The following is a 22,725-nucleotide window of genomic DNA, read 5'->3' as shown; positions in this document are numbered from 1 at the left end:
AGGTCATAAAGAATCGAACAGAGCGAATATTGTCAAATTGTCAAAGGAAATGGTATATAACCATCGCTGGGTAGGCATTAGATTGCAATGAAGGTGAAATATAATCACACAGCCAAGCACCAACAACCTACATAGACAATGTAACCAGACTTCATTCGCAGAAAACCTCATTATTCACTCTGAATAATTCTGAAATTACTCGACCTCAAGTAAGGAAATAATCCACTTTTGCAATGGGTCATCATTGTAGCGAGGGTGCCAAGCTGCAATAACATCAAAACTATCAGGTGATTGCTCTAAAGGAATGGTCACTATATCTAGGCCCTTGATTGCCCTTGAAGGTAAAAAGGCGATGGAGTCGGTTGTTTCAAGATACATAGGAACAATAGAGAAGCAGGGGGCTGATACGACAATATTTCTCTTTAAACCAAATTGCGAAAACCAATCATCAATTGAGCCTTTAAAATTTGGCCGTGATGGCGAAGCGATTATCGTTGGGTAGCATGCGATTTCGGCTAAAGTTGGAGCTGTTTGTGAAATCGTTTGTGAGATAGTTGAGCTCGCTGAAGCCACACAAACATGATGCTCTTCAAACAGTTTGGCCATGGGGTAGCTATCTGGGATGTGTTCGGGGCAAGCGATAGCCAAGTTCACTTTACCACTTACCATTAATTCATGCAGCTTATCGATTTCGAAATCTCTGACGATCAATTTCAATTTTGGTGCTTGTTTTCTTAGTTTTGCAATTAATGCTGGTAGCACTATTTGTTGTGCATAGTCGGTAGCTGAGATAACAAAAGTGCCACTGGTTTTTTCAGGGGAGAAGATGTTTGGTGCTAAGAGTAATTTGAAATCAATCAGCAGTTTGTCGACGCCTAACGACAACTCTTTAGCAAATGGAGTAGGCACAAAACCATTGGTTTTTCTAACAAATAACCTGTCATCAAATACATCTCGTAGTTTTTTTAAATGCTCACTTACCGCTTGCTGAGTTAAACCCAGTTGATGTGCAGCTTTAGAGGCATTTTCTTCGCGTATTAAGGCTTGAAAAACCCTCAACTGCTTGATGTCTAATCTGTCTAGCTTACTCACAATGATTCTCCCAATGCATCAGTTTCTTACTTAATGTAACTCATAACCATAAAATCTTGTATCACTAACAAATAAGCTTTGTTTCTATTTGTTAGTTGCGATTGTTAGAGTTATTGCATCAAGTTAATTCAACAATTGGAGATAAAAATGAAGACAGTAATTTTAATTGGTGCACTAGGTAAAATGGGTCAGGCCGCGTTAACAGGGCTAGGTAGGCACAAGGTTATTACGGCTGGCCGCTCAGGGGATGTCGATCATCTAGTCGATATTACCGATGAGCAATCTATTGAAGCGCTCTATCAAAAAGTGGGGCACTTCGACTCTGTGGTTAATACCGTTGGTTTTTGTGAATATGCCAATTTTACTGAGATGACAGAAGCGCAGTGGATGACAACTGTCATGAGTAAAATGATGGGGCAAATTAACTTAGTTCGTATTGGTCAGAAGTACATTGCAGATGCTGGTTCATTTACTTTAATCAGCGGTATTTTAAACGTTAAGCCTATTCCATACGCCATTGCTGATGCGACAACCAGTGGTGCGATTGACACTTTTGTAAAATGCGTTGCGCTTGAAATGCCAAGAAGCACCCGAATCAATGTCGTTAATCCTACTGTACTCGAAGAGGCCTGGGATGTTTATGGTGAGATGATGCCAGGGTTTGAGCCAGTCCCAGGGAAGCGAGTAGGTAAAGCATTCGAACGTTCTGTCGATGGGTTTCTGACTGGTGAAGTTATTTTTGTGGATGCTTAGTGATAAGTGTCACATGCTAAAATATATTGATGATTTTTCTAAAAGCCAGTAGCTAAACGCTACTGGCTTTTTCATTATGTACTTGGTTAGGTCCTTTCATTCCAAGCTAGAGCTTCTTATATAAAGAAAGGTCAATGGATTATCCTTAATCGATATATCCCGGCTTCAGAGAGGACACATTCATCTTGTCCTACTTGGCTGTTGGGTGATTCAGTATATCTGTTGTTGGTAAAAGCGCGGTGGAAGTCCCAGTAGCCTTCTGAGTTTTCCACCCATTCGGGGTATTTCTTGCCGCCTAACTCAATGGTCATTGGACCTTTTCTCAGTTTTTCCATAAGACTTCTCCTATTCACCCTTTTATCAAGGGCCTTGTCACAGTAAATGAATGCATAACAATCTTGAAGATATCGAAGTGGAGCAATGAACCTTTTAATCTTTAGAAGGCATAACATAAGGATTAATTATGAAGGTTCGATATTGATAGGTCTTGATTACAGCTGAGCTGGCTCTAGGTTGAATCTTTTATAAAGCCAGAATTTAAAGATAGGACATTCTGATCACTTTTACCCTAAGTATTTTCACTGAAAAGTGGGCTAATGCTAGCCTTTTGCTGAATTAAGCTGTTAGAAATGGCTAGCCGTTAAGAATTATGCACAGCCAATGAGCCCTTCGATACTTGTCGCCTAGTATCTATTTTATAAATCATTCAGGTAGCGCATGACCATCTCTTCTTGATTCTCTGGTGTTTCCTCCACAGCTAGCTGTTCATTTATCATCAAGCCTATGGTGGGGAATGATGAACGCTCAATTCGGGTTTCTGCTGACCAGAGTTTGGATCGCATGAGTGCTTTAGCGCAGTGCAAGAAGACTTCGGTGATGGTTATCTCAATACAGGTTTTAGGTGGATTTGCTTCATCTGAGAACAGAGCCAAATGTTCTTTAGATGTGGAGATTCGAGCAGTGCCGTTGACCCTTAAGGTTTCATCTACGCCCGGGATCAGAAATAGGCAGCCGATGCTGCCAGTCTCTATGATATTGAGCAAGCTATCGAGACGATTGTTTCCCTTGGCATCGGGAATGAGTAGGCATGTATCATTGAGTATCTTGATAAACCCTGGTTTACCGCCTCGGGGAGAGCAGTCGAGTGCGCCTGGTTTTCCATAGGTAGAAATAGCGAGAAAGGGTGAGTGCTCAATAAAGTTGATGGAGTGCTTCTCTAATGCATCAAGTTGCTTATCCTTGCTACGACCTTTAGCTGGAGCATAAAGTTCTCTGAGTTGTTCTTGTGTTTCAATATACATAAATAACCAAAGCCACCCATTATCAATCAACAACATACATAATGCATTGCTGGTTATCAAGACTCTACTTATCTACGAAGCCATTTGAACATGCTGATGTGCCATTAATAATGGGTGATTAGGTTATGACCTGATTCCTTCCAAGTGGGTAATGCACATCGACTAAACTTTATAGATGAAGAAAACTGCTATTAATATCTACGTCCTCTACGATGGTGCTTGTCCTCGATGTATTAAGGATAGGGATAACTATTTACGTATCGCGGGACGTTACGCCGATGGGGTGAGCTGGTTCGATATCACAGATCAGGATGATCAGTTAAAGGTTTGGGGGATAGAGCCAGATAAAGCGCTAATCAAACTGCATGTGATCATCGGTGAGTATGAGCATGTAGACAAGCCTAGAGTCGTATCAGAGCTAGATGCCTATATAGTCTTGATGCGAAGGGTACCTTTACTTAAACCATTGTCTTGGTTAATGGGGCTAAAGTTAGTGCGCCCGTTATTATCAAGCTTGTATCGCAGAGCGGTTTACAAGCGACTTAAGTGTGAAGGGAGGTTATAGATGACGATTGCACTGACTCATATCGCTATACACGTTGCGGATGTTTCCGCTTGTGTCGACTTTTACTCTTCCTACGCTGGAATGCATATTATTCATGAGCGGCCAAGCGGAGAAAATCGTATCGTCTGGCTCAGCGAGCCGGGGCAAGAGCCGCAGTTTATTATTGTGGTGCTTCCCGGAGGATGTGGCCATAAACAGCAGATGAACGACTTTTCCCACTTAGGTTTTGCTCTGGAGAGTAAAGAAGCCGTGGATAGGTTGGCCAAACGCGCCGAGGAAGAGGGGATTTTGGTTTGGGGGGTTCGGAACGATAAATACCCTGCGGGATATTATTGCGGAGTCAAAGATCCCGATGGCAACTTTATCGAGTTCAGCTACGGTCAGCCACTGGGGCCTGGAGCCCCAGAACTCATCAAGTGAGAGTCGCTCCATGAGGCCACTCTCACATCTTGTGCATAAATTTACTGACTTTCACTCAAGGCAATTTTGGCACTTAAACCCACGAGTATAAGACCTGAGCCTCCCTCTATACCTCTGGAATACTTTGCAGCTTTTGGGCTACTAAATAGTATGCTGCCTAAGAAGGAATAGACTAAATTACAGCCTGTAGCCAGAGCGCTGAACAATAGCCCTAAAATCATCAACTCTTTAGTGGCTGATTGAGAAGATATATCAATAAATTGTGGTAAGAAAGCCAGGTAAAACATGGCCACTTTAGGGTTTAGTATGCTAACGACAACCCCTTGAGTAAACACATTTTTAACACTCGTAACTCGAGACTCAGTGTCATTATTGGCAACCAGTTTAGATTGACCTTTGTAACAGTTTATTAGCGAGGTGATTCCCAAATATAGCAGATAGGCTGCGCCTAAGTACTTAACCACACTGAACAGGAAGGCAGAGCTTAGTATTAGCGCAGATAAGCCAAATACCGCGGCTAAAGTATGTAACAAATAGCCAGCACCTAGCCCTAGAGATGCCGCAATCCCCGATTTTAATTTACCCTTCATGGTATTAGATACTATGTACACCACATCAGGCCCGGGGATCAGATTGATGGATAGAGATGCAATGACAAACATTAAGATTGTGCTTAATTCCATATGTACTCCTTGAATTGCTCATCTAAATTTAACCCATATTAGGTTTGCATCTTTTACCTGTATTTTTAGCGTGTGTATATATATTTTTCAAATTTGTACAAAATTAAAGCTCGAAGGAGCAATCGTCCCTAGCTACGGTTAAACAGAGTTCCGTCATGGCTGTGTTGTTGACAAAATGCGATAAAGTCATCGATGAAGGCCTTGCTTAGGCGAGATAGGTGTTTACGGCTTGGGTAGAGTAAGTGTAGATCGACAAGAGGCAAGGGAAAGTCGGTCAACACCTCTACCAGCTCCCCGGAATCGATCAAAGAATTTGCCAACATAGGGGGGAGCTCACCCAGCATGTTGCCCGTGCGGATGGACGAAAGAATATGGGCATAATCATTGGACAAAAACTTAGGCTTAATCGACTGACAGTGCTCGCCCAGTTGCCATATCACTTCACTGTCTCGAGATATCCAGGCAGCAATAGGAAGAGTAGCCAATTCTGATGGATGCTTAGGCATACCGTAGCGATTGATAAACTTTTGGCTACTGACAATTACATGCCTAAATTGTCCCAAATGCCTAGCTATTGCGGACTCATAATTAAGCTTACCAATCCTGATCAGAATATCGATATCATCTTCGATAAAATCGACTTTCTTCACTGAGCTGAACACTTCTAGCTGTATGTCGGGATAGGCTTCATTGAAGGCATGAAACATGTCATCTAGTACGTAGAGCGCCGGAGGAATCGAGATCCTCAGCTTTCCTTTGTATTCTTCCTGTTGCTCATTCATGGCTTGTTTAGCTGCAAAAATTTCATCTAGCCCCACGCAGGCTCTTTGATAAAGAACTTTACCTGATGGGGTCAAGGTCAATTTTCGCGTCGTGCGAACGAGTAGACTTTGCTGCAATTGTGCCTCGAGCTCACTGACTCGACGGCTGATCGTTGCAACCGGAATATTCATTGCCCTTGAGGCCCCTGAGAAGCTGCCTTGCTGAACCACATGTACGAAAATGTTCAATGAGTTGAGATCCATGACTGATTAGCACCTTGATATTTGGCTGTTAAATAAGGTTAATCTGATAATAGTTTCTAGATTACCAATATAAATGGAAAAGTAATTCATGAAATGGTCTCTAATTTTAGGTTAATCGACTCGTTATAGTTGTCCTATCAACAAACATTAACTCCATAGGAAATGATTATGAAAGCAATTATAGCAACGCAAGCCGGTGGTCCAGAAGTGCTAGAAATTCGTGAGATGAGTGAGCCCGTGACTGCCCAAGGTGAAGTTAAAATACGAGTGAAAGCATTTGGATTGAATAAGGCGGAAACCTATTATCGTAACGGAGCATTTGGCACCATCAACCCAGAATTTTCTCTAGGTATCGAGGCCGCTGGAGTGGTGTTGGAGGACCCAAGTAATACCTTCAGAATAGGTGATAAAGTGGTAACTGCCATGGGCGGAATGATGTTTGCCCGCCACGGTGGGTATGCCGAAATCATCACAGTGAATAAAAGCAATGTGCAAGTCATCAATAGTGATGTGGACTTTGTGTTACTGGCGGCGTTGCCACAAGCCTATTTAACAGTGTGGGGAGCGCTGGATAGAACTTTGAATATACGAACGGGTGAAACCTTGCTTATACGTGGGGCGACATCTTCTCTTGGGCTTGCCGGATTAACCTATGCCAAGGCGCGAGGCTTGAGCGTGATAGCGACCACGAGGCAGGAGAGCAATGTCGAACGTCTGAAATCACTGGGGGCAGATCATGTGCTGATCGATGATGGAGAGGTTTCAGCAGCAGTGCGGACTCTTTATCCTAAGGGAGTGGATAAGGCCTTAGAAGTGGTTGGGGCATCGACCGTCATCGATAGCATGAAGGCATTGAGGCCCTGGGGAGAAGTGACTGTTGTGGGTTTACTGGGAGGCGCACCTGTAATTGAGAGCTTTGGTTTGATGAGTGATTTACCCAGCTCGATAAAACTGAGTTTCTTCCAGAGTGGTATGTTGGGGAGCGAGGCTCTGCCTCTGAATGCATCACCATTGAATTGGATCGCTGAGCAAGTGGCACAGGGGAGTATGCCCAATATCACATCGGAGGTCTTCGATTTCGATGATATTCGCCAAGCCCATACCTTAATGGACGAAAATAAAGCAATCGGGAAAATTGTAGTGAAGACTAATTCGAACTAATCAGCGGTCTTGGGCTTCCTTTTTCTCTGGGTATTAGGATCGGGTCGATTTAGTCTAGATCATAGGCTACAAGAATCTGAACTGGTATAAAACGAGTGAAACAGGGAGCTGAGGATTTATACTCATCTCACTATATCAGGGCGGGACAGAGCCAAATAAAAAGGGCGAAGAGATAACTCTTCGCCCTTTCGGCTTAACTTTTCAAATGTGTGTTATTCCCCTTGAGGAACACCCGCACGGTTGATCAGGAACTGAGTCAATAATGGCACCGGACGTCCAGTTGATCCCTTGTTTGCGCCACTGTTCCAAGCGGTACCAGCAACATCTAAATGCGCCCAGTTGTACTTCTTGGTGAAGCGCGAAAGGAAGCAAGCCGCCGTGATAGCACCAGCGGGACGACCACCAAGGTTAGTCATATCGGCAAACGGGCTTTCAAGATGCTCTTGATATTCATCCCACAATGGCATGCGCCATGCGCGATCTCCACTCTGCTCACCGGCATTTAATAGCTCGTGTGCCAGTGGATTATGACCAGAGAACAAACCCGAAGCGTGCTTACCCAGTGCGATAACACAGGCACCAGTCAGAGTCGCAGTATCAACAACTAATTCAGGGTCGAAACGGTCAACGTAGGTCAATACATCACATAATACTAGGCGACCTTCTGCATCTGTGTTTAACACTTCGACAGTTTGGCCCGACATAGTGGTGAGTATGTCACCTGGACGGTAAGCATTGCTCGATGGCATGTTTTCACAACCAGCAAGAATACCGACCACATTGATTTTAAGATTGAGATCACAAAGGGCTTTCATCGCACCGATAACGCCAGCTGCACCACCCATGTCGTATTTCATCTCATCCATGCCTTCGCCTGGCTTGAGAGAGATACCACCTGAGTCGAATGTCAGACCTTTACCGACAAGGACAATAGGCTTCTGAGTGCTATCGACTGCGCCCTTGTACTCCATAACTGTCATGATTGATTCGTTGACACTGCCACGGCCCACAGCAAGGTATGAGTTCATGCCCAATTTGGCCATTTGCTCTTCGCCTACAGTTGTCACTGTTAGCGTTTCACATATCTCACCCATTTGGCGAGCTTGTGATGCCAGATAGGCTGGATTACAGATGTTTGGCGGCATGTTGGCAACATCTCGACAAAGATGCATACCGGCAGAGACGGCCATACCGTGTTCGATAGCGCGCTCACCCACGGCCAGTTCACGGCGGGTTGGAACATTGAAGACTAACTTACGTAGTGGACGGCGAGTCTCACCCTTGTTAGTTTTCAGTGCATCGAAGTTGTATAGGCTGTTCTGAGTCGTTTCAACAGCTTCACGAACTTTCCAGTAAGTGTCACGGCCCTTCACGTGCAGTTCAGTCAGGAAGCAAACGGCTTCCATTGAACCCGTTTCGTTAAGCGTAGTGATGGTTTTGTTGATTATCTGTTTGTATTGACGCTCATCGAGTTCGCGCTCTTTACCACAACCAACCAAAAGCACACGTTCACTGAGCACGTTAGGCACATGATGTAAAAGAAGCATCTGTCCTGGTTTGCCTTCGAGATCACCACGACGAAGCAAGTTGCTAATATAGCCTTCACTAATTTTATCAAGCTGCTCAGCAATACCCGATAGTCGTCTTGGTTCATAGACGCCAACCACTATGCAGGCCGAACGCTGTTTTTCCGGACTGCCGCTCTTAACGCTAAACTCCATGAGCTCTCCTAGATTCTTAAAGACAAATTTTATTATTTATTAGATAATGTCTGCTTGTGCCCAAAACGGGCCTAAATTTGGTACATCAAAGTTTGTTTTTTTAGGTGTTTTTATACCATATTTAGTTAATAGCTGGTTACAAAACTACCAAAAGTAGACAGTCTACATGAAAGTTGACCTGATACCAGCATAATTATAAGTTTAGGGACCGGATCCAGCCTGTGATTGTATTTAGATATTTGATTCGAGAAGTTTTAAAGGCACAAATAGCCGTTCTTTTAGTACTTTTAGCTATTTTTATAAGCCAACATTTTGTTCGTGTACTCGCAGATGCATCTGATGGAGAATTTCCAGCTTCGTTAGTCTTGACCCTATTAGGTCTTAATTTACCTTATCTGGCTGTTCTGGTTATACCGTTGAGTTTATTCCTCGGTATTTTAATGGCTCATGGCCGAATGTATGCCGACAGTGAGATGGTTATTCTTCACGGTGTAGGGGTGAGCGAGTGGTATATCACTCGAGTGACCCTATTATTGGCCGTGGGTAATATGATTTTTACCAGTATGTTGTCGGTTTATGTTACGCCTTGGGCCGAAGAGAAGCAGAACCAGGTGCTCGAGCATGCTCAGTCTGAAGCGGGGCTGGCTGCTATTACTCAGGGACGTTTTCAGACCAGTCCCAATGGTAGAGCCGTGCTATTTGTCGAACGAATTGGCCGAAATAATGAGCTAGACAAGGTGTTCGTAGCACAACTACCTGATCCGGATGATGAATCTGGTATCAGTAATATTGTGGTTGCCGAAGGTGGTAAGGTCATCGAGGACGAAACCGGAAGCCAGAGACTGCAATTAAGTGACGGTGTGCAATACCAGGCGACGCCTAAACAAGTCGATTTTCAGATCATCGAATTTGGTAGCTATCAGATGCAAATCAAGGAGCAAGCGGTCGATGAACGCCGCCGTAAGCTCTCTGCCATGCCTATCAATGAGCTGATGGATCTAGAGGGACCCGCTGCAACGGCTGAATTCCATTGGCGACTGGCCATTCCCTTAGCTATTCCTTTAATGACCCTCATTGCCGTACCAATGGCCAGAGTTAATGTACGCCAAGGAAAATTCGCCAAGATGTTCCCGGCGATACTACTCTATCTGGGGTATTTTGGTCTGATGATTGCCGGACGTAAAGCGTTAGAAGATGGTGTGATACCTGAGTATCTGGGTATGTGGTGGATACATGCATCCGCCCTCTTCTTAGGCATATTACTCTTAGGTAAAGAGCGTCCTTCCGGTGCTAAACTGAGCGGGATATTTAAGCGTAAGAGGGCTGATGCGTGAAGATATTAGACTTATATATTGCCAGAACTTTAATGAGTACATCGGCACTGTGTCTGCTTATCCTCACCGGTTTGTCTGGCATCATAAAATGGGTTGATCAACTTCGTGTTGTAGGGCGTGGTAGCTATACCATGCTCGATGCTGGCATCTATGTACTGTTTCTTATTCCCCGGGATATTGAGATGTTCTTCCCTATGGCGGTATTGCTTGGTGCTTTGATCGGCATGGGAATGTTGGCATCGAGCTCGGAACTCGTCGTGATGCAGTCTTCTGGTTTGTCTCGTTTTCAAATCACTCTGTCGGCAATGAAAACTGCAGTCCCCTTGATGTTGATTATTATGGCGCTCGGTGAGTGGGGGGCACCAGCGGCGGAAAGACGTGCTAATGAACTGCAAGCATTCAAGGTATCTGGTGGTAGCCTGATCAAATCTAGTCGTGGGATCTGGGCAAAAGATGGCGATCTGTTCGTCAATATTGGCGAAGTGGAAAATATTAACAGTCTACGTAATATTACCTTGTATGAATTCGATACTACCTTGACCTTAGTGAAGACTATACATGCCGAGCGGGGCATATATTCTAACGATCATTGGCGTCTTATCGATGTCAGGCAAACAGATTTGACCAAGGATAAGGTGACATTGACAGATCTGACTCTGTATCGCTGGGAATCGACTCTGACCCCAGATAAATTGAGTGTCGTCTCGGTCAAGCCCGAATCACTTTCTATTCAAGGTTTGATGGGCTACTTAGATTATCTCAAGGTGAACAACCAAGATTCTGGCCGTTATGAGCTGGCGCTATGGCGTAAAATTATGCAGCCAGTCACAGTTGCGGTGATGATGTTGGTGGCGCTCTCATTCGTGTTTGGTCCGTTGAGAACCGTGACCATGGGGGCACGTGTATTGCTAGGTGTGATAGCTGGTTTCACCTTCTATATCAGCAGTGAAATATTCGGGCCGCTGACTCTGGTTTATGGACTACCAGCTTTCCTCGGAGCCATGATGCCTGCACTGATATTCAGTGGCGTAGCGATCTATTTTATTAGGAAATAAATACAAGAATAGTCTTAAGCTATAGGTTGTTAGCTACAAGAGAACGCCCTATAAAAAAATGACACCTTGTGATAAGCGGTAAGGTGTCATTGGAATAACATCGCGTAAAACCTCTATTTCACAATTTGAAAATCAAAGAATCAGAAACTCTCCGAATTATATCCTTATCTTACCCATCTATTCATTTAATGCTCTTCTGCTTTCTGACTCATTTTATTTAACTCCCCCTATAGGCTGGCTAAAGCCATAACTAATCCAAAAGTTAGTGTGCGCTATATCTGTGCGAGCCGTGAATATTCGCACTTATTTGGTGCATTTATATTCGGTGGTATTTACCATTATTTTATTAACTCATTAAAAGTTAATGGTTTGTTGAGTTGGCCTGATGATTGAATAGTTAGAATTAGAAATAAATAACCAAAATACCTTGGAGGTCAGAATGAAACTGGTCAGCGCTATCATTAAACCGTTCAAATTGGACGATGTCCGCGAAGCTATAGCTGGAGTGGGTATAGAGGGGATGACAGTAACTGAAGTTAAAGGTTTCGGTCGTCAGAAAGGGCATACCGAGCTGTATCGAGGCGCCGAGTATCAGGTGGACTTCCTTCCTAAGGTTAAATTAGACATTGCGACTAAGGCCGAAAATCTGGAGCTGCTGATTGAATCGATTACCAATGCAGCCCGTACAGGCAAGATTGGAGATGGCAAAATTTTTGTCACCGACCTAGAACAGGTTATCCGTATTCGTACGGGCGAGACCGATAGCGAAGCACTATAAGGGAGAAGCGTGATGGAAGATTTAGCTAAATTAGGGGTAACAGTTTCTGAATTAAGGTTTGCACTGGACACCTTTTATTTCTTGATTTCTGGTGCATTAGTCATGTGGATGGCGGCAGGTTTTGCCATGCTGGAAGCAGGGCTCGTTCGCTCTAAGAACACCACAGAAATTTTAACCAAAAACGTGTGTCTGTATTCGATAGCCTGTGTGATGTATCTGATCGTGGGGTATAACATCATGTATGTCGATAATGGGGAAGGCGGTTGGTTACCTTCTATAGGTACATTTATTGGAAGCCAGGCCGACGGTGCGGATCATGCGCTCGAGTCAGATTTCTTTTTTCAGGTGGTGTTTGTCGCTACCGCTATGTCTATCGTTTCGGGTGCAGTAGCCGAGCGCATGAAACTATGGGCTTTCTTAGCTTTTTCTGTCGTCATGACAGCCTTTATTTATCCAGTTGAGGGTTATTGGACCTGGGGAGGTGGCTTTCTATCTGAAGCTGGATTTGTCGATTTCGCCGGTAGTGGTATCGTTCATATGGCTGGTGCGGCTGCAGCGATTGCCGGCGTTCTTTTACTAGGTGCCCGCAAGGGAAAATATGGTTCTAATGGACAAATTAATCCAATTCCGGGTTCAAACTTACCTATGGCTACACTAGGTATGTTTATTTTGTGGATGGGATGGTTTGGCTTTAACGGTGGTTCACAGTTACTGCTATCCGATGCTGAAAATGCAACTGCGGTGGCTAAAATTTTCCTTAATACCAATTCTGCGGCGGCGTTTGGTGCGGTATCGGCACTGGTTGTATGCAAGATGGTGTGGGGAAAAGCGGATCTGACCATGATACTCAATGGCGCATTAGCTGGATTGGTGGCGATTACTGCCGATCCATTATCACCTTCAATTGCCTTTGCTGCCGTGATAGGCCTGATTGCTGGTGGTCTGGTTATTTTCTCCATTGTGGCATTGGATAGGGTTAAGATTGATGATCCCGTCGGTGCTATCTCAGTTCATGGTGTAGCTGGTTTCTTCGGTCTGATGCTAGTGCCTTTGTCGAATGCAGATGCAACGGTCCTAGGCCAACTTTATGGTGCAGGCGTAATCTTTGCCTGGGTATTCTCAGCCTCATTTGTGGCCTGGTACATACTTAAGGTGACTATGGGGATCCGTGTTACCGAGGAAGATGAGTATAAGGGGATGGATGCTTCAGATTGTGGTATTGATGCTTACCCTGAATTCGTTTCAGTCAAGAGTGCCCGTTAAACTAGAAAAGAGCCTACACTCGTAGGCTTCGACTCGACACAAATCAAACAGGGCATAATGCCCTGTTTTTTTGTATGATACATAGAAGACAGATGTGCTTTGAACATGAATGGGGAGTAAGCAATGTCAATTATTAAGAGTCAAGGCAAGACTAGTTTAGCTTTCTTCATTTTAGGCGTACTATCCCTGTCAGCGTTTAGTCATGCCGGACAAGTCGTGGTGCGCAAGTCCAGCGAACCTTTCGATGCCTTTGCCGTGAGAGATCAGGTTTTACGGGATCATGAATGGCAAGAAGCCTTGAGAATGCAACAACAGATACAGATCTTACAAGCCCTTCCTGCTGGCTGTATTTTGCTTTCCAGACCCTACGCATATTATTCATGCCATGGCTTGTTTTATAGGCCTTATCAGTATCAGAAGCGCGATGTCTATATTCAGGTGGATGCAGTTGGCGATCAGGCTGAGCAAGCTATCAAGTGATCCAATTATCAAGAAATTACATTGTTAATCTTTTGTAACTTTTATTATCTGCGTAAATTTTAATCATGGCGTAAGCTACACCAAGGATATCGAAACTTAAGGCTTGAGACCTATGGTGAAAATCCCATCCGCAATTGGTGTGCTCTTTCTTCTCCTGCTCCAGGCTTGCAGTGCAACGTCTGAGTCGAAACAAGTCAATAATATTAGTCAATATTTCTATGATGAACACTTCGGTATTGTCACCGGATTACCTCCTGCCGAAAATCTGTTACTCCTGAGAGATTCGGCAAAGAGAGAGGTGTACCAGCAATTTAGGCGTGCTACAACACTCAGCAATAAGGACATCTTACCCCATGAGTGGTTAGCCAATTATATCGATGCCGAAAATGGAGGGTTCGAGTATCGCGACTACAGAACGCGAACGGCAGGCGAAACCTATGGAGATCGTGCCGGAAATTGCATGTCTTTGGTGTTACTTACGGCAGCATTAGCCGATGTCGTCGGAGTGGATGTAGAGTTTCAGGACATTGAAGTGCCACCAGTGTGGGACAAGCAAGGTAATTTTTATCTGATCAACGGTCATGTGAATTTACGTTTAATACCCAGAAAAACCTCTGATAGAATATTTGTCTCCACAAGGGCGATACAGATAGATTTTCTGCCTGAGAGAGCCGTAAGGGCATATAGCAAGACAAGAGTCGACAAGCAGACTGTGCTTGCCATGTTTTATAATAATGTCGCGGCCGAGTCTCTGGTGATAGGGGATTATGATAAAGCCTATGGTCTGTTAAAGTTAGGCCTGCAACAGAAATCCGATTATGTGCCTGCCTTGAATACCTTAGCCGTGCTTTATCGCTACAAAGGCTTAGATCAGCAAGCGGAAACCTTGTATAAATTGGCGTTAAGTGTCAGCGAGCACAATATGAATGCGCTATATAATTATGCCATCTTATTGGGTTCCCAAGACCGGTTAGATGAATGGGCTAAAATTCATAAAGTACTCGAGCTAGATCGAATTGCGAATCCCTATTACTACTATGATATGGCGCAACAGGCTTATTTCGATAGAGAATATCAAGATGCATTACTCTGGTATAAGAGGGCGGTAGATAAGGCTGATTATCGTCATGAATTTTACTTTGGTTTGTCTCGGGCTTATTGGGCCACAGGGAATGAACGTCTGGCGAAGAAGAATATGGAGAAAGCCTTGAGTCTTACTCGCGACGAGGATAATAAGATCAGGTATCAAGCTAAACTACACGCGATGAAAAGCCATTAATTCAGACCATAGAAAGCACGCAAAAGAGTGCTTTCTATGGTTATCATATTGAAAATATTACTAAGCTATTTTTGTTTGAGTATCAGAGCCTCTTGCTGATAACTCAGTCTGCTCATCTGTCCCTGATCTTTTAGCTCTAAGCCCACTAACTTGAAGGGATCGCCAAGCCCGGAACTTTGGATTAATTTCGAGTCTAATTTCAGCTGAATGGTTGAATTATCTAAGGTAAGCCAGTTTGCTGACTCTGTTTTTAAAATCATCTGATCTTGACCTGAAGAATTGGTTCCCGTCAGGTAAGCTGAGAGGGCGAAGCGACCCTCATCGGCAATGTCTAAGCTAAAGTCGATGCTAGCAGGAATACCTTCAAGCCAGCGAGTGTTTACTTGTTGCTGGAGTTTGGCCGAAGGCACGAATTGCTTGAAGGCGGTTTTCACGGTTCTGATGACTTGGGTGCCATTAACATTAGTCTGCATGTCTATCTGTATCTCACTTAATCCCTGATTGCTGTTTGGCATGGCTAAGGTTTCAGGCAGTTGTACCTGCCACTGGCCATTATTAGGCATAAGATTGAGAGCCTGATAGCTACCATCTGAGTGCTTTAAACTCGCCGTGGGCTTGAATTGTTGATGGCTATTAGTCAGGGCAAGCTTAAAGTCTAGAGTCCGGGATTGACTGGAGACTCTGATCTTACTTGTGAGCTTAAGCTGGTAGGGGGAGTGCTTCTCTTTCACATTAACCAGATAACTCGATGTAGACTCTAAAGGCTCGGAAACCTTGAGTTGGTATTTCCCAGGCTTAGCGCTGGAAGACATGGTGAGGGCGCTAGAATCATCTGTGAGCCCTGCTGTAGCTAAGGCTTGTGGGTCAGCCATTGAATGAATATTTGATGAAGACTTGCTGGCACCCGATTTGTTATCTAGATTGAGCAGTTGGATCTTTTCGGGAGAGATAGCCTTACTATGCATCAAGGAGCCTGAACTCATGTCTGCTCTTGGTGAAATACGGATAACGCTAGAGGCTTGACTGATGGAGAGGCTAATGCCCTGATTTAACTCGGTGCCAGTGACTGTGGTCCAATATTCATCACTGGTGCTCGAATGAGAACTGGGTGGTGGGCTTATGGTAAATGTCTTTGCTGGCACACTGATAAAGCTTAAGGGTTCTTTGCTACTGTTAATCGGCGGCAGTTGTGGGTCGGTGACTTCTGTCACGCTAAAGTCCCCCTGTTGAGGCACCGATAATGATGCCTGTGTGAAGCTCTGAACTTGAGTATCCTGAGGTGCTGTAGTGGTTTCATCCTGACAGGCAGTAAGCAGGGCAGATATCGATAGTGTCACCAGCATCAATTTAAAATGTTTCATGTTGAGCTCCTATATATGGTTGCGGATCAAGCTATCGAGATTGAAGCAAGCTAGTCTGCTTTGTTGGTGACTCAGGGGTTCACTTCCTGCTGTTTTTTGTTTATCGGTAAACCAGACCGTGCCGGCAGCAGTCTGTGAGCTGCATTCTAAGAATCCGTCGGAGCAATCATCTAGCCAGTTCTGTGTGGTCTCGAGTGCGACTTGGTATTGGTAGCCTCCACAGTAGCTGTCACCGTCCCAGATGGCCGAATCCACATCCGAGCCCACGACGACTTCAAATGGCTTGCCTAAACTCGGGCGGTTTTGAGTCCCGTTAAGCCAAGTGCTGTTGTAATAGCTCATCCAGCTCACTTGTTGTTTGACTGCGTCGCTGTCATAACCCAGAAGCCAGCCCAAGGTGCTTTCAAAAACGCTACCTTGATTCACTGCATCTGCTAATGGGGTACCGCCACTAGAGGGAGCCAGAGCTATGACTCGGCTGGTGGCATTGATAATATCGATATAGCGGCCGTCCCAGGTGGGGTTAGATAATATCCATCTGACAATATTTCCGCCATTGGAGTGAGTGATCATGACTAGATCATCGATATTCTTACTCTGTATAAATGTGTGTAGCTGATTTGCCAAACAACCTGCAGCGGCCTCATCCCACATATACTGGTCGAAATCACAGTTGATCACTTGGTAGTTAGCTGGCTCGGGTATGCCTTGCCTAACGGAGTCGATAAATTCTCGTGACCAATAATCATTTGCAGAATCGGTTTGATTGCCTGTTCCATGGATAAACACTATGCCACTGGCACCATAGCTCAATGGAGTAAATATTAGTGGGCTGGATATAAATAGGCCCAAGAGTATTTGCTTATAATAATTTTTCATTGGGTTATCTCTTTTTTAGTTATGTTACTCAGGTACGAGGTCAGATGTCTGACCTCTCCGGTCAACCTAGTGGCTGATAATTAAACAATCAAGAGGAAATGGCAGTACATTAGTACCAGTTAATATTGTCAGCGGGTGATTATGTTTTAAGTACTTACTGCTAATCTCATTTTCTCACTCAATAGATCTCAGCCTATAGCTTAGCTTTCACTAAGTAAGCTTAGATATATGTTTGCTTGCGCTTGAATGATTCTTAAATGCAATAAAACTTATGGGTTTGTTTTAGTTAACTCATTGTTTCTGCCGGGTATCCTCTTATTTAATTGAAATGACATTTATTTTTTTTCTTTAAATAACAATTGGTTGGTTATTATTTCTTGTTCGTGGATATATCTTGTTGCATTAAGGGGGAATACTGGATAAATTGAACTTAGTAGCGCAATTGAGATTAAATCTGTTTTAACGATAGCCGGAGTGAGTTTATTACCATGTATTACAAAAATGATGACGTTAGAATCAACAATATCAAAGAATTACTGCCACCAATCGCAATTTTTGAGCGATTTCCGGCGACTGAGAACGCATCGGCTACCGTATTTAATGCACGCGAAAATATACACCAGATCTTAAAGAAAAATGATGATCGCCTATTGGTTGTCATTGGTCCATGCTCAATTCATGATCCTAAGGCTGCGCTAGAGTATGGTGAGCGTTTAGTGAAATTGCGTGAGCAATACAAGGATCAGTTAGAGATTGTTATGCGGGTCTATTTCGAAAAACCCCGCACCACAGTGGGCTGGAAGGGATTGATTAACGATCCATACATGGATAACAGTTTCAGGCTTAATGATGGACTGAGAACCGCGCGTAAATTATTGTTGGATCTTAACGATCTTGGCATACCAACCGCGGGTGAATTTCTCGATATGATCACCCCACAATATGTTGCCGATCTGATGTGTTGGGGAGCGATTGGCGCGAGAACCACAGAGTCTCAAGTACACCGTGAATTGGCTTCGGGTCTCTCCTCGCCGGTAGGCTTCAAGAACGGTACAGATGGCACCATCAAGGTAGCTATTGACGCTATAGGAGCAGCGAGTGCACCCCATCACTTCTTATCTGTCACTAAGTTTGGTCACTCGGCCATTGTCGAGACCAAAGGTAATTCGGACTGCCATATCATCCTGCGGGGTGGTAAAGAGCCAAATTATAGCAGTGAGCATGTGAGTGATATTAGCAAGCAGCTTGAAAATGCCGGATTAGACATTAATATTATGATTGATTTCAGTCATGCAAACAGCTCCAAGCAGTTCAAGCGCCAAATGCTTGTAGGGGAAGATGTAGCTGCTCAAGTCTCTAAAGGTAATCAAGGAATCTTTGGTGTCATGATCGAGAGCAATCTTATTGAAGGTCGTCAGGACTATGTTGAAGGTCAGGCTTTGTGCTATGGCCAGAGTATTACTGATGCCTGCATAGGCTGGGATGATACTGAATCAATCTTAGCTACTCTTAATGAGAGTATTATTGCCCGCCGTTCAACTTGATTGTTTGATAGAGATAGAGACAAAAAGGAGACCTAGGTCTCCTTTTTGTACATGGAAGTATTTATCCGTGAGCGCAGGGCTAGCGAAAGAGGGGATTTATGCGTTTAGTAGGAAGATAGATGTCTTCACAAGCTAAACGAGACATAGAGTAAGATTAGGATTAACCTTGGTTATGGTTGACCAGATATTCATTGGCTTTAGCTAAGCTTCCAAATGAAGCGATAAGATTATTTTGGCCTTTTTGTTGAATGTCTGTATCTCCGGATTGGGTCATCATCCAAATCCAGGTCTGGATGAGTGGCAACGGCGGATATTGAACTTTAGGTGAATCCAGCATGTTTGTTTCCTTTAAAAGCGCTTATAAGGGTTGGTCGTTTCCCTTACTTGGTCTGCGTCAAAAAAGAGTATCAAATTATTTTATTCTGTTTAACAAGAAACGCTATCATTTAACGTTTTTACAAAAATAATTGGTTTAGATAGTTCTTTTGTATCATTAAAAATGACAGTCGATAAGTCTAACGCATTACGTGGTGATGACAAGGTGCCAAATGATTAAAGCTTGTCTGGTCGAACACATCAGAAAATAGGCGTTACATTAAACTGAAATAAGTGATGTTTATATGTAAAATCTAACAAATGGTAGCGGGTTATGCTTTAAAATGTAGATTGTTCTGGTTAAATATATGGCCTTGAACATAATGGGAATGGCTTTGGACTCCCAGTAATGCTCTTACTTGTATTAGGATTGATAATAAATGCGACCCTCCCTCTATTTCGATGGACCTATAGATAAGTTGAATTTTCATGTGTTGAAGCTGATCTGGCCTTATTTATTAGAGTTTAAACAAAGGGTAATTTTGGCCTTGTTATGCTTGATTATCGCCAAAGTCGCCAGTGTCTCACTTCCCTTTATATTAAAGTCTCTGGTGGATGGTTTAGGCGCCGCATCACCTGAGCAAATGCTCAGCGTTCCAATTGCTTTAGTTGTTGCCTATGGTGGACTCAGACTGCTTAACACCTTAATTTCAGAGGTTAGGGATACCTTGTTTGGCCGTGTTACCGAGCGTGCTATCAGAAGGCTGGGGCTTAATGTTTTTGAGCATCTTCACCGTCTGGATTTAGAATTTCATCTGGAGCGAAGAACCGGAGGTTTGTCCCGGGATATAGAAAGAGGTACCAGCGGCATTAATTTCCTGATGCGTTTCATGGTGTTTAATATCGTCCCAACAATTTTAGAAATTGCCCTCGTGGTCGGTATCTTCTTTTATAATTACGGGATCGAATTTGCGGCAATCACCTTAGGAGCTGTCTTGGCCTATGGGCTGTTTTCTGTACTCGCAACAGAATGGCGTACCGAGTATGTGCGAGAAGCAGCAAAGGCAGATTCACATTCCAATACCCGAGCCATAGATAGCCTGCTGAATTATGAAACGGTGAAGTATTTTAATAATGAAGCTTATGAGGCGAGACGCTACGATGAAGCGTTAGAAGAGTGGGAGCAAGCAAAGCGGAAAAACCGTCTGTCACTGTTCGCCCTCAATGCGGGGCAAGCGCTAATTATTTCGGTGGCAATGACTTTGATGTTGGGACTTGCCGCCCAAAACGTGGCCCAAGGCACGATGACCATAGGTGATTTCGTGCTGGTTAATGCCTTTATGATGCAGCTTTTTATCCCACTCAATTTCTTGGGTTTCGTGTACCGGGAAATTCGCGGCGCTTTAGCTAATATAGAAAGAATGTTCGGCCTATTAAAGCGGGTGCCTCTTATTCAAGATAAAGACAATGCCAAAGAGGTCTGCCAGGGCTCTGGAGAGTTGAAGTTTGAGTCTGTTAGCTTTAGCTATAATACGCGTCAGATTCTGAAAGATGTGAGTTTTACCATCTTGCCCGGTCAGAAAGTGGCTATTGTCGGAGATAGCGGTGCCGGCAAGTCTACTATCGTTAAATTGCTTTTTCGTTTCTATGATGTAGAGAAAGGTTGTATTAGCTTAGATGGCGTTAATATTAATAATTTGACTCAAGATGCACTTCGTCAAGCTATTGCCATCGTTCCCCAAGATACCGTGCTGTTCAATGACTCATTATTAGAGAATATTCGCTATGGTCGTCCCAATGCCAGCGACGAGGAGATCTTTCAGGCCATAAACATGGCGCATCTCTCTCACTTCATTGAGGCCTTACCCGAAGGTTGGAATACTCCTGTGGGGGAAAGGGGATTGAAGTTATCAGGTGGTGAGAAACAGCGAGTCGCTATCGCTAGGGCGATTCTAAAGGGATCACCTCTCTTGGTGTTCGATGAGGCGACATCTTCATTGGATAGCCAATCAGAGCAGGCCATATTAAATGCACTGAAAGAGGTGGCCAAGGGGCACACAAGTTTAGTGATTGCCCATAGACTCTCCACCGTTGTCGATGCAGATCAAATTCTGGTGCTGAGCCAAGGGCAAATCGTTGAAACCGGTGATCATGAGTCACTTTTAGGCCAAAATGGCCTATATTCCAGATTATGGAACATTCAAAACTAAATGCTATAGGAATTGATATTATGAATATAAATCTACAGGCTTACGGGAGAATACTGTAGAATATTCAATACTAGTCAATATTAATGCATTCGCTTGGTTAATAGTTCAGCATAAGTTCAGGTTCAGCTTGTATACTGACCACAGAAACTAGAAATAATTACGGTGAGATGATAACGATGAAGAATATTCCTTTACAGGTAAACATTGAAGGTCAAGACAGTTTCGTTGATACCGATTGGTTAGCGATAATGGCGACGCTTAAGAAGCGTGGTTTAGAGCAAGATGAATTGATGGGTCTATATCTTGAGCTAACATCAGGAATGAGAGTAACGACGCGTGGTCTCAGTCTTGGTAAATTGAATCCTAGTATGGAAATTCATGGTTTGATTAGAGAAACTAAATTCTCTGACAATGATTATGCGGGAATGATGGCCGGGTAACTAACTCGATGCTTTTTTATTGTCGACTCTGAAAATGGAGAGCGTGCTAGTTTAACCCGCTTTCCAGCCATAACAAGAGATATGAGGCAAGTTTTGATTAGCTTCAGTGAGTGGGTCACATAGACTGAGACTGATGACCTCTCCCTGACGAAAGCATACAGACTCCCCCTCTATTTCGGTCAAACGATCGCAGTTATTGCAATTGAGTGCACGTTGCTTCGTTGAAGGCTTTTGGGTCACATATCCTGAATTCAACTTAACTCCCCCTGTGCTTTTTTGTTGTGGATCATTTCGCAAAACGGGATTCTGCAGTAAGAATCGATAAATATCCAGTGTTGATTATTATATTTATCGCGAATTAGAGCAATTATACTTATCATTAACCTGCTATCCCTCTGCTATCCCTCTGCTATCCCTCTGCTATCCCTCTGCTATCCCTCTGCTATCCCTCTGCTATCCCTCTGCTATCCCTCTGCTTTCCCACAGCATGTCCCATTTTTCGGCTCTATTCTACTTGTGTAAACGCAACCTCTCCTGAACGGTATATCTTAAGCTCATAGATATTCGAGTACTCATCTTCATTTAAATCATCAATTTTGGGCCCGCCAAAAGCTGTAATTATCATAGGCAAGGTGTTTGAGTGTCCGGCAATGAGTACATCGCCAGATTGTGATTCCACAGCCTTAACCGTCGCGGCTATATGGGCCTCTAGTCCGGATTTAACATCAATAATAGTGATAGGAAGGTCCAGAGCTTTACTTATGGGGAGTAAGGTTTCCTGAGTACGTTTAAAGGGCGTGGCGAGTAATTGACTGAATTGGTAGTTTTTTAGTTTGTGGATCAGTTGCTCAGCCCTTCGTTTGCCAGGTTGGCTAAGATCTGGATCTTTATTTTTACCAGCAGACTTTTCCCCATGCCTGATTAACACAAGCGTTTTACTTACTTCTAACTGGTCTTGGCTGCGTATTTCTGTTCCATTGGCGTTAAGGGACAATGTCAGGCTGAGGGCCATTATTACGATTATTAATTTCATCATGATGCTATTTATTGAAGGTTTACAGCCACA

24 protein-coding genes are annotated in these 22,725 nt (G+C 43.8%); 13 read left to right on the top strand and 11 right to left on the bottom strand.

Annotated features, from left to right (window positions below; translation table 11 throughout):
• Positions 1 to 195: 195 nt before the first annotated feature.
• Positions 196 to 1,092: a LysR family transcriptional regulator gene (locus sps_RS22635; protein ID WP_077754542.1), complete on the bottom strand. Its 897-nt coding sequence runs from the start codon at positions 1,090 to 1,092 to the stop codon at positions 196 to 198.
• A gap of 147 nt (positions 1,093 to 1,239) precedes the next feature.
• Between sps_RS22635 and sps_RS22630 the strand changes: the two genes are divergently transcribed.
• Positions 1,240 to 1,845 (top strand): short chain dehydrogenase, encoded by a 606-nt coding sequence (locus tag sps_RS22630; protein ID WP_077754541.1) that lies wholly within the window; start codon positions 1,240 to 1,242, stop codon positions 1,843 to 1,845.
• Between the two features lie 131 nt (positions 1,846 to 1,976).
• Here sps_RS22630 and sps_RS22625 read toward each other — a convergent pair whose 3' ends face one another.
• Entirely contained in the window at positions 1,977 to 2,180 is a 204-nt protein-coding gene (locus tag sps_RS22625; protein WP_077754540.1) for a hypothetical protein, read from the bottom strand.
• Positions 2,181 to 2,540: 360 nt separating this feature from the next.
• A complete protein-coding gene (locus sps_RS22620) occupies positions 2,541 to 3,146 on the bottom strand; it encodes a pyridoxamine 5'-phosphate oxidase family protein (RefSeq protein ID WP_077755826.1) in 606 nt (201 codons plus the stop codon).
• A 175-nt stretch (positions 3,147 to 3,321) separates the two neighbouring features.
• Between sps_RS22620 and sps_RS22615 the strand changes: the two genes are divergently transcribed.
• Together sps_RS22615 and sps_RS22610 are read left to right on the top strand one after the other, a co-directional pair.
• On the top strand, positions 3,322 to 3,711 hold the full coding sequence (locus sps_RS22615; RefSeq protein ID WP_077754539.1) for a DCC1-like thiol-disulfide oxidoreductase family protein: 390 nt from the start codon (positions 3,322 to 3,324) through the stop codon (positions 3,709 to 3,711).
• Entirely contained in the window at positions 3,712 to 4,131 is a 420-nt protein-coding gene (locus sps_RS22610; RefSeq protein WP_077754538.1) for a VOC family protein, read from the top strand.
• A gap of 41 nt (positions 4,132 to 4,172) precedes the next feature.
• Here sps_RS22610 and sps_RS22605 read toward each other — a convergent pair whose 3' ends face one another.
• Positions 4,173 to 4,814: a LysE family translocator gene (locus sps_RS22605; protein ID WP_077754537.1), complete on the bottom strand. Its 642-nt coding sequence runs from the start codon at positions 4,812 to 4,814 to the stop codon at positions 4,173 to 4,175.
• A gap of 128 nt (positions 4,815 to 4,942) precedes the next feature.
• Complete coding sequence (locus tag sps_RS22600) at positions 4,943 to 5,839, bottom strand: LysR family transcriptional regulator (protein ID WP_077754536.1); 897 nt, start codon at positions 5,837 to 5,839, stop codon at positions 4,943 to 4,945.
• A 168-nt stretch (positions 5,840 to 6,007) separates the two neighbouring features.
• Here sps_RS22600 and sps_RS22595 point away from each other — a divergent pair, with 168 nt between their 5' ends.
• On the top strand, positions 6,008 to 7,000 hold the full coding sequence (locus sps_RS22595) for a zinc-binding dehydrogenase (protein WP_077754535.1): 993 nt from the start codon (positions 6,008 to 6,010) through the stop codon (positions 6,998 to 7,000).
• 212 nt (positions 7,001 to 7,212) lie between these two features.
• Here the strand turns inward: sps_RS22595 and pepA are convergent, their stop codons facing one another.
• The gene (pepA, locus tag sps_RS22590) at positions 7,213 to 8,721 is read right to left on the bottom strand and encodes a leucyl aminopeptidase (RefSeq protein ID WP_077754534.1); all 1,509 of its coding nucleotides are present in this window, start codon (positions 8,719 to 8,721) and stop codon (positions 7,213 to 7,215) included.
• A gap of 221 nt (positions 8,722 to 8,942) precedes the next feature.
• Here pepA and lptF point away from each other — a divergent pair, with 221 nt between their 5' ends.
• The 6 genes from lptF (at position 8,943) to sps_RS22560 (ending at position 14,910) form a co-directional block, all read left to right on the top strand.
• Entirely contained in the window at positions 8,943 to 10,055 is a 1,113-nt protein-coding gene (gene lptF, locus sps_RS22585) for an LPS export ABC transporter permease LptF (protein WP_077754533.1), read from the top strand.
• Positions 10,052 to 11,110 carry an LPS export ABC transporter permease LptG gene (lptG, locus tag sps_RS22580; RefSeq protein WP_077754532.1) on the top strand — a complete coding sequence of 353 codons (1,059 nt, stop codon included), beginning with the start codon at positions 10,052 to 10,054 and terminating at the stop codon, positions 11,108 to 11,110. The genes lptF and lptG overlap by 4 nt, the downstream gene beginning before the upstream one ends.
• Positions 11,111 to 11,549: 439 nt before the next feature.
• Positions 11,550 to 11,888: a P-II family nitrogen regulator gene (locus sps_RS22575; protein ID WP_041419646.1), complete on the top strand. Its 339-nt coding sequence runs from the start codon at positions 11,550 to 11,552 to the stop codon at positions 11,886 to 11,888.
• A gap of 12 nt (positions 11,889 to 11,900) precedes the next feature.
• Positions 11,901 to 13,151, top strand: coding sequence for an ammonium transporter (locus tag sps_RS22570; RefSeq protein ID WP_077754531.1), 1,251 nt, complete (start codon positions 11,901 to 11,903; stop codon positions 13,149 to 13,151).
• Positions 13,152 to 13,274: 123 nt separating this feature from the next.
• Positions 13,275 to 13,631: a hypothetical protein gene (locus sps_RS22565; protein WP_077754530.1), complete on the top strand. Its 357-nt coding sequence runs from the start codon at positions 13,275 to 13,277 to the stop codon at positions 13,629 to 13,631.
• A 112-nt stretch (positions 13,632 to 13,743) separates the two neighbouring features.
• Positions 13,744 to 14,910 (top strand): tetratricopeptide repeat protein, encoded by a 1,167-nt coding sequence (locus sps_RS22560; protein WP_077754529.1) that lies wholly within the window; start codon positions 13,744 to 13,746, stop codon positions 14,908 to 14,910.
• A 65-nt stretch (positions 14,911 to 14,975) separates the two neighbouring features.
• Here sps_RS22560 and sps_RS22555 read toward each other — a convergent pair whose 3' ends face one another.
• Complete coding sequence (locus tag sps_RS22555; protein ID WP_077754528.1) at positions 14,976 to 16,271, bottom strand: DUF4785 domain-containing protein; 1,296 nt, start codon at positions 16,269 to 16,271, stop codon at positions 14,976 to 14,978.
• A 9-nt stretch (positions 16,272 to 16,280) separates the two neighbouring features.
• On the bottom strand, positions 16,281 to 17,150 hold the full coding sequence (locus tag sps_RS22550) for an esterase/lipase family protein (protein WP_077754527.1): 870 nt from the start codon (positions 17,148 to 17,150) through the stop codon (positions 16,281 to 16,283).
• A 488-nt stretch (positions 17,151 to 17,638) separates the two neighbouring features.
• On the opposite strand from sps_RS22550, the gene aroG reads away from it, so the two are divergent.
• Positions 17,639 to 18,694 carry a 3-deoxy-7-phosphoheptulonate synthase AroG gene (gene aroG / locus sps_RS22545; protein WP_077754526.1) on the top strand — a complete coding sequence of 352 codons (1,056 nt, stop codon included), beginning with the start codon at positions 17,639 to 17,641 and terminating at the stop codon, positions 18,692 to 18,694.
• A 160-nt stretch (positions 18,695 to 18,854) separates the two neighbouring features.
• Here the strand turns inward: aroG and sps_RS28295 are convergent, their stop codons facing one another.
• On the bottom strand, positions 18,855 to 19,031 hold the full coding sequence (locus sps_RS28295) for a hypothetical protein (protein WP_149027335.1): 177 nt from the start codon (positions 19,029 to 19,031) through the stop codon (positions 18,855 to 18,857).
• 418 nt (positions 19,032 to 19,449) lie between these two features.
• Between sps_RS28295 and sps_RS22540 the strand changes: the two genes are divergently transcribed.
• Positions 19,450 to 21,219 (top strand): ABCB family ABC transporter ATP-binding protein/permease, encoded by a 1,770-nt coding sequence (locus sps_RS22540; RefSeq protein ID WP_077754525.1) that lies wholly within the window; start codon positions 19,450 to 19,452, stop codon positions 21,217 to 21,219.
• Positions 21,220 to 21,395: 176 nt separating this feature from the next.
• Positions 21,396 to 21,659, top strand: coding sequence for a hypothetical protein (locus tag sps_RS22535; RefSeq protein ID WP_077754524.1), 264 nt, complete (start codon positions 21,396 to 21,398; stop codon positions 21,657 to 21,659).
• A gap of 51 nt (positions 21,660 to 21,710) precedes the next feature.
• On the opposite strand, the gene sps_RS22530 is transcribed toward sps_RS22535, so the two are convergent.
• Entirely contained in the window at positions 21,711 to 21,914 is a 204-nt protein-coding gene (locus sps_RS22530; protein WP_169915879.1) for a hypothetical protein, read from the bottom strand.
• 250 nt (positions 21,915 to 22,164) lie between these two features.
• Positions 22,165 to 22,695: a histidine phosphatase family protein gene (locus tag sps_RS22525; protein WP_077754523.1), complete on the bottom strand. Its 531-nt coding sequence runs from the start codon at positions 22,693 to 22,695 to the stop codon at positions 22,165 to 22,167.
• Between the last annotated feature and the right edge of the window lie 30 nt (positions 22,696 to 22,725).

Origin of the sequence: Shewanella psychrophila (genome assembly GCF_002005305.1) — a bacterium.
GTDB lineage: Bacteria > Pseudomonadota > Gammaproteobacteria > Enterobacterales > Shewanellaceae > Shewanella > Shewanella psychrophila.
Note: the sequence above shows the minus strand (reverse complement) of the source record. Positions and strands in the feature narration are given on the sequence as shown.

What these genes read in the sequence shown, in the direction of transcription:
- sps_RS22630 (WP_077754541.1), top strand. Translation starts at nt 1,240, where the DNA reads ATGAAGACAGTAATTTTAATTGGTGCACTAGGTAAAATGGGTCAGGCC.
- sps_RS22625 (WP_077754540.1), bottom strand. Translation starts at nt 2,180, where the DNA reads ATGGAAAAACTGAGAAAAGGTCCAATGACCATTGAGTTAGGCGGCAAG.
- sps_RS22620 (WP_077755826.1), bottom strand. Translation starts at nt 3,146, where the DNA reads ATGTATATTGAAACACAAGAACAACTCAGAGAACTTTATGCTCCAGCT.
- sps_RS22615 (WP_077754539.1), top strand. Translation starts at nt 3,322, where the DNA reads ATGAAGAAAACTGCTATTAATATCTACGTCCTCTACGATGGTGCTTGT.
- sps_RS22610 (WP_077754538.1), top strand. Translation starts at nt 3,712, where the DNA reads ATGACGATTGCACTGACTCATATCGCTATACACGTTGCGGATGTTTCC.
- sps_RS22605 (WP_077754537.1), bottom strand. Translation starts at nt 4,814, where the DNA reads ATGGAATTAAGCACAATCTTAATGTTTGTCATTGCATCTCTATCCATC.
- sps_RS22600 (WP_077754536.1), bottom strand. Translation starts at nt 5,839, where the DNA reads ATGGATCTCAACTCATTGAACATTTTCGTACATGTGGTTCAGCAAGGC.
- sps_RS22595 (WP_077754535.1), top strand. Translation starts at nt 6,008, where the DNA reads ATGAAAGCAATTATAGCAACGCAAGCCGGTGGTCCAGAAGTGCTAGAA.
- pepA (WP_077754534.1), bottom strand. Translation starts at nt 8,721, where the DNA reads ATGGAGTTTAGCGTTAAGAGCGGCAGTCCGGAAAAACAGCGTTCGGCC.
- sps_RS22575 (WP_041419646.1), top strand. Translation starts at nt 11,550, where the DNA reads ATGAAACTGGTCAGCGCTATCATTAAACCGTTCAAATTGGACGATGTC.
- sps_RS22570 (WP_077754531.1), top strand. Translation starts at nt 11,901, where the DNA reads ATGGAAGATTTAGCTAAATTAGGGGTAACAGTTTCTGAATTAAGGTTT.
- sps_RS22565 (WP_077754530.1), top strand. Translation starts at nt 13,275, where the DNA reads ATGTCAATTATTAAGAGTCAAGGCAAGACTAGTTTAGCTTTCTTCATT.
- sps_RS22560 (WP_077754529.1), top strand. Translation starts at nt 13,744, where the DNA reads ATGGTGAAAATCCCATCCGCAATTGGTGTGCTCTTTCTTCTCCTGCTC.
- sps_RS22555 (WP_077754528.1), bottom strand. Translation starts at nt 16,271, where the DNA reads ATGAAACATTTTAAATTGATGCTGGTGACACTATCGATATCTGCCCTG.
- sps_RS22550 (WP_077754527.1), bottom strand. Translation starts at nt 17,150, where the DNA reads ATGAAAAATTATTATAAGCAAATACTCTTGGGCCTATTTATATCCAGC.
- aroG (WP_077754526.1), top strand. Translation starts at nt 17,639, where the DNA reads ATGTATTACAAAAATGATGACGTTAGAATCAACAATATCAAAGAATTA.
- sps_RS28295 (WP_149027335.1), bottom strand. Translation starts at nt 19,031, where the DNA reads ATGCTGGATTCACCTAAAGTTCAATATCCGCCGTTGCCACTCATCCAG.
- sps_RS22540 (WP_077754525.1), top strand. Translation starts at nt 19,450, where the DNA reads ATGCGACCCTCCCTCTATTTCGATGGACCTATAGATAAGTTGAATTTT.
- sps_RS22535 (WP_077754524.1), top strand. Translation starts at nt 21,396, where the DNA reads ATGAAGAATATTCCTTTACAGGTAAACATTGAAGGTCAAGACAGTTTC.
- sps_RS22525 (WP_077754523.1), bottom strand. Translation starts at nt 22,695, where the DNA reads ATGATGAAATTAATAATCGTAATAATGGCCCTCAGCCTGACATTGTCC.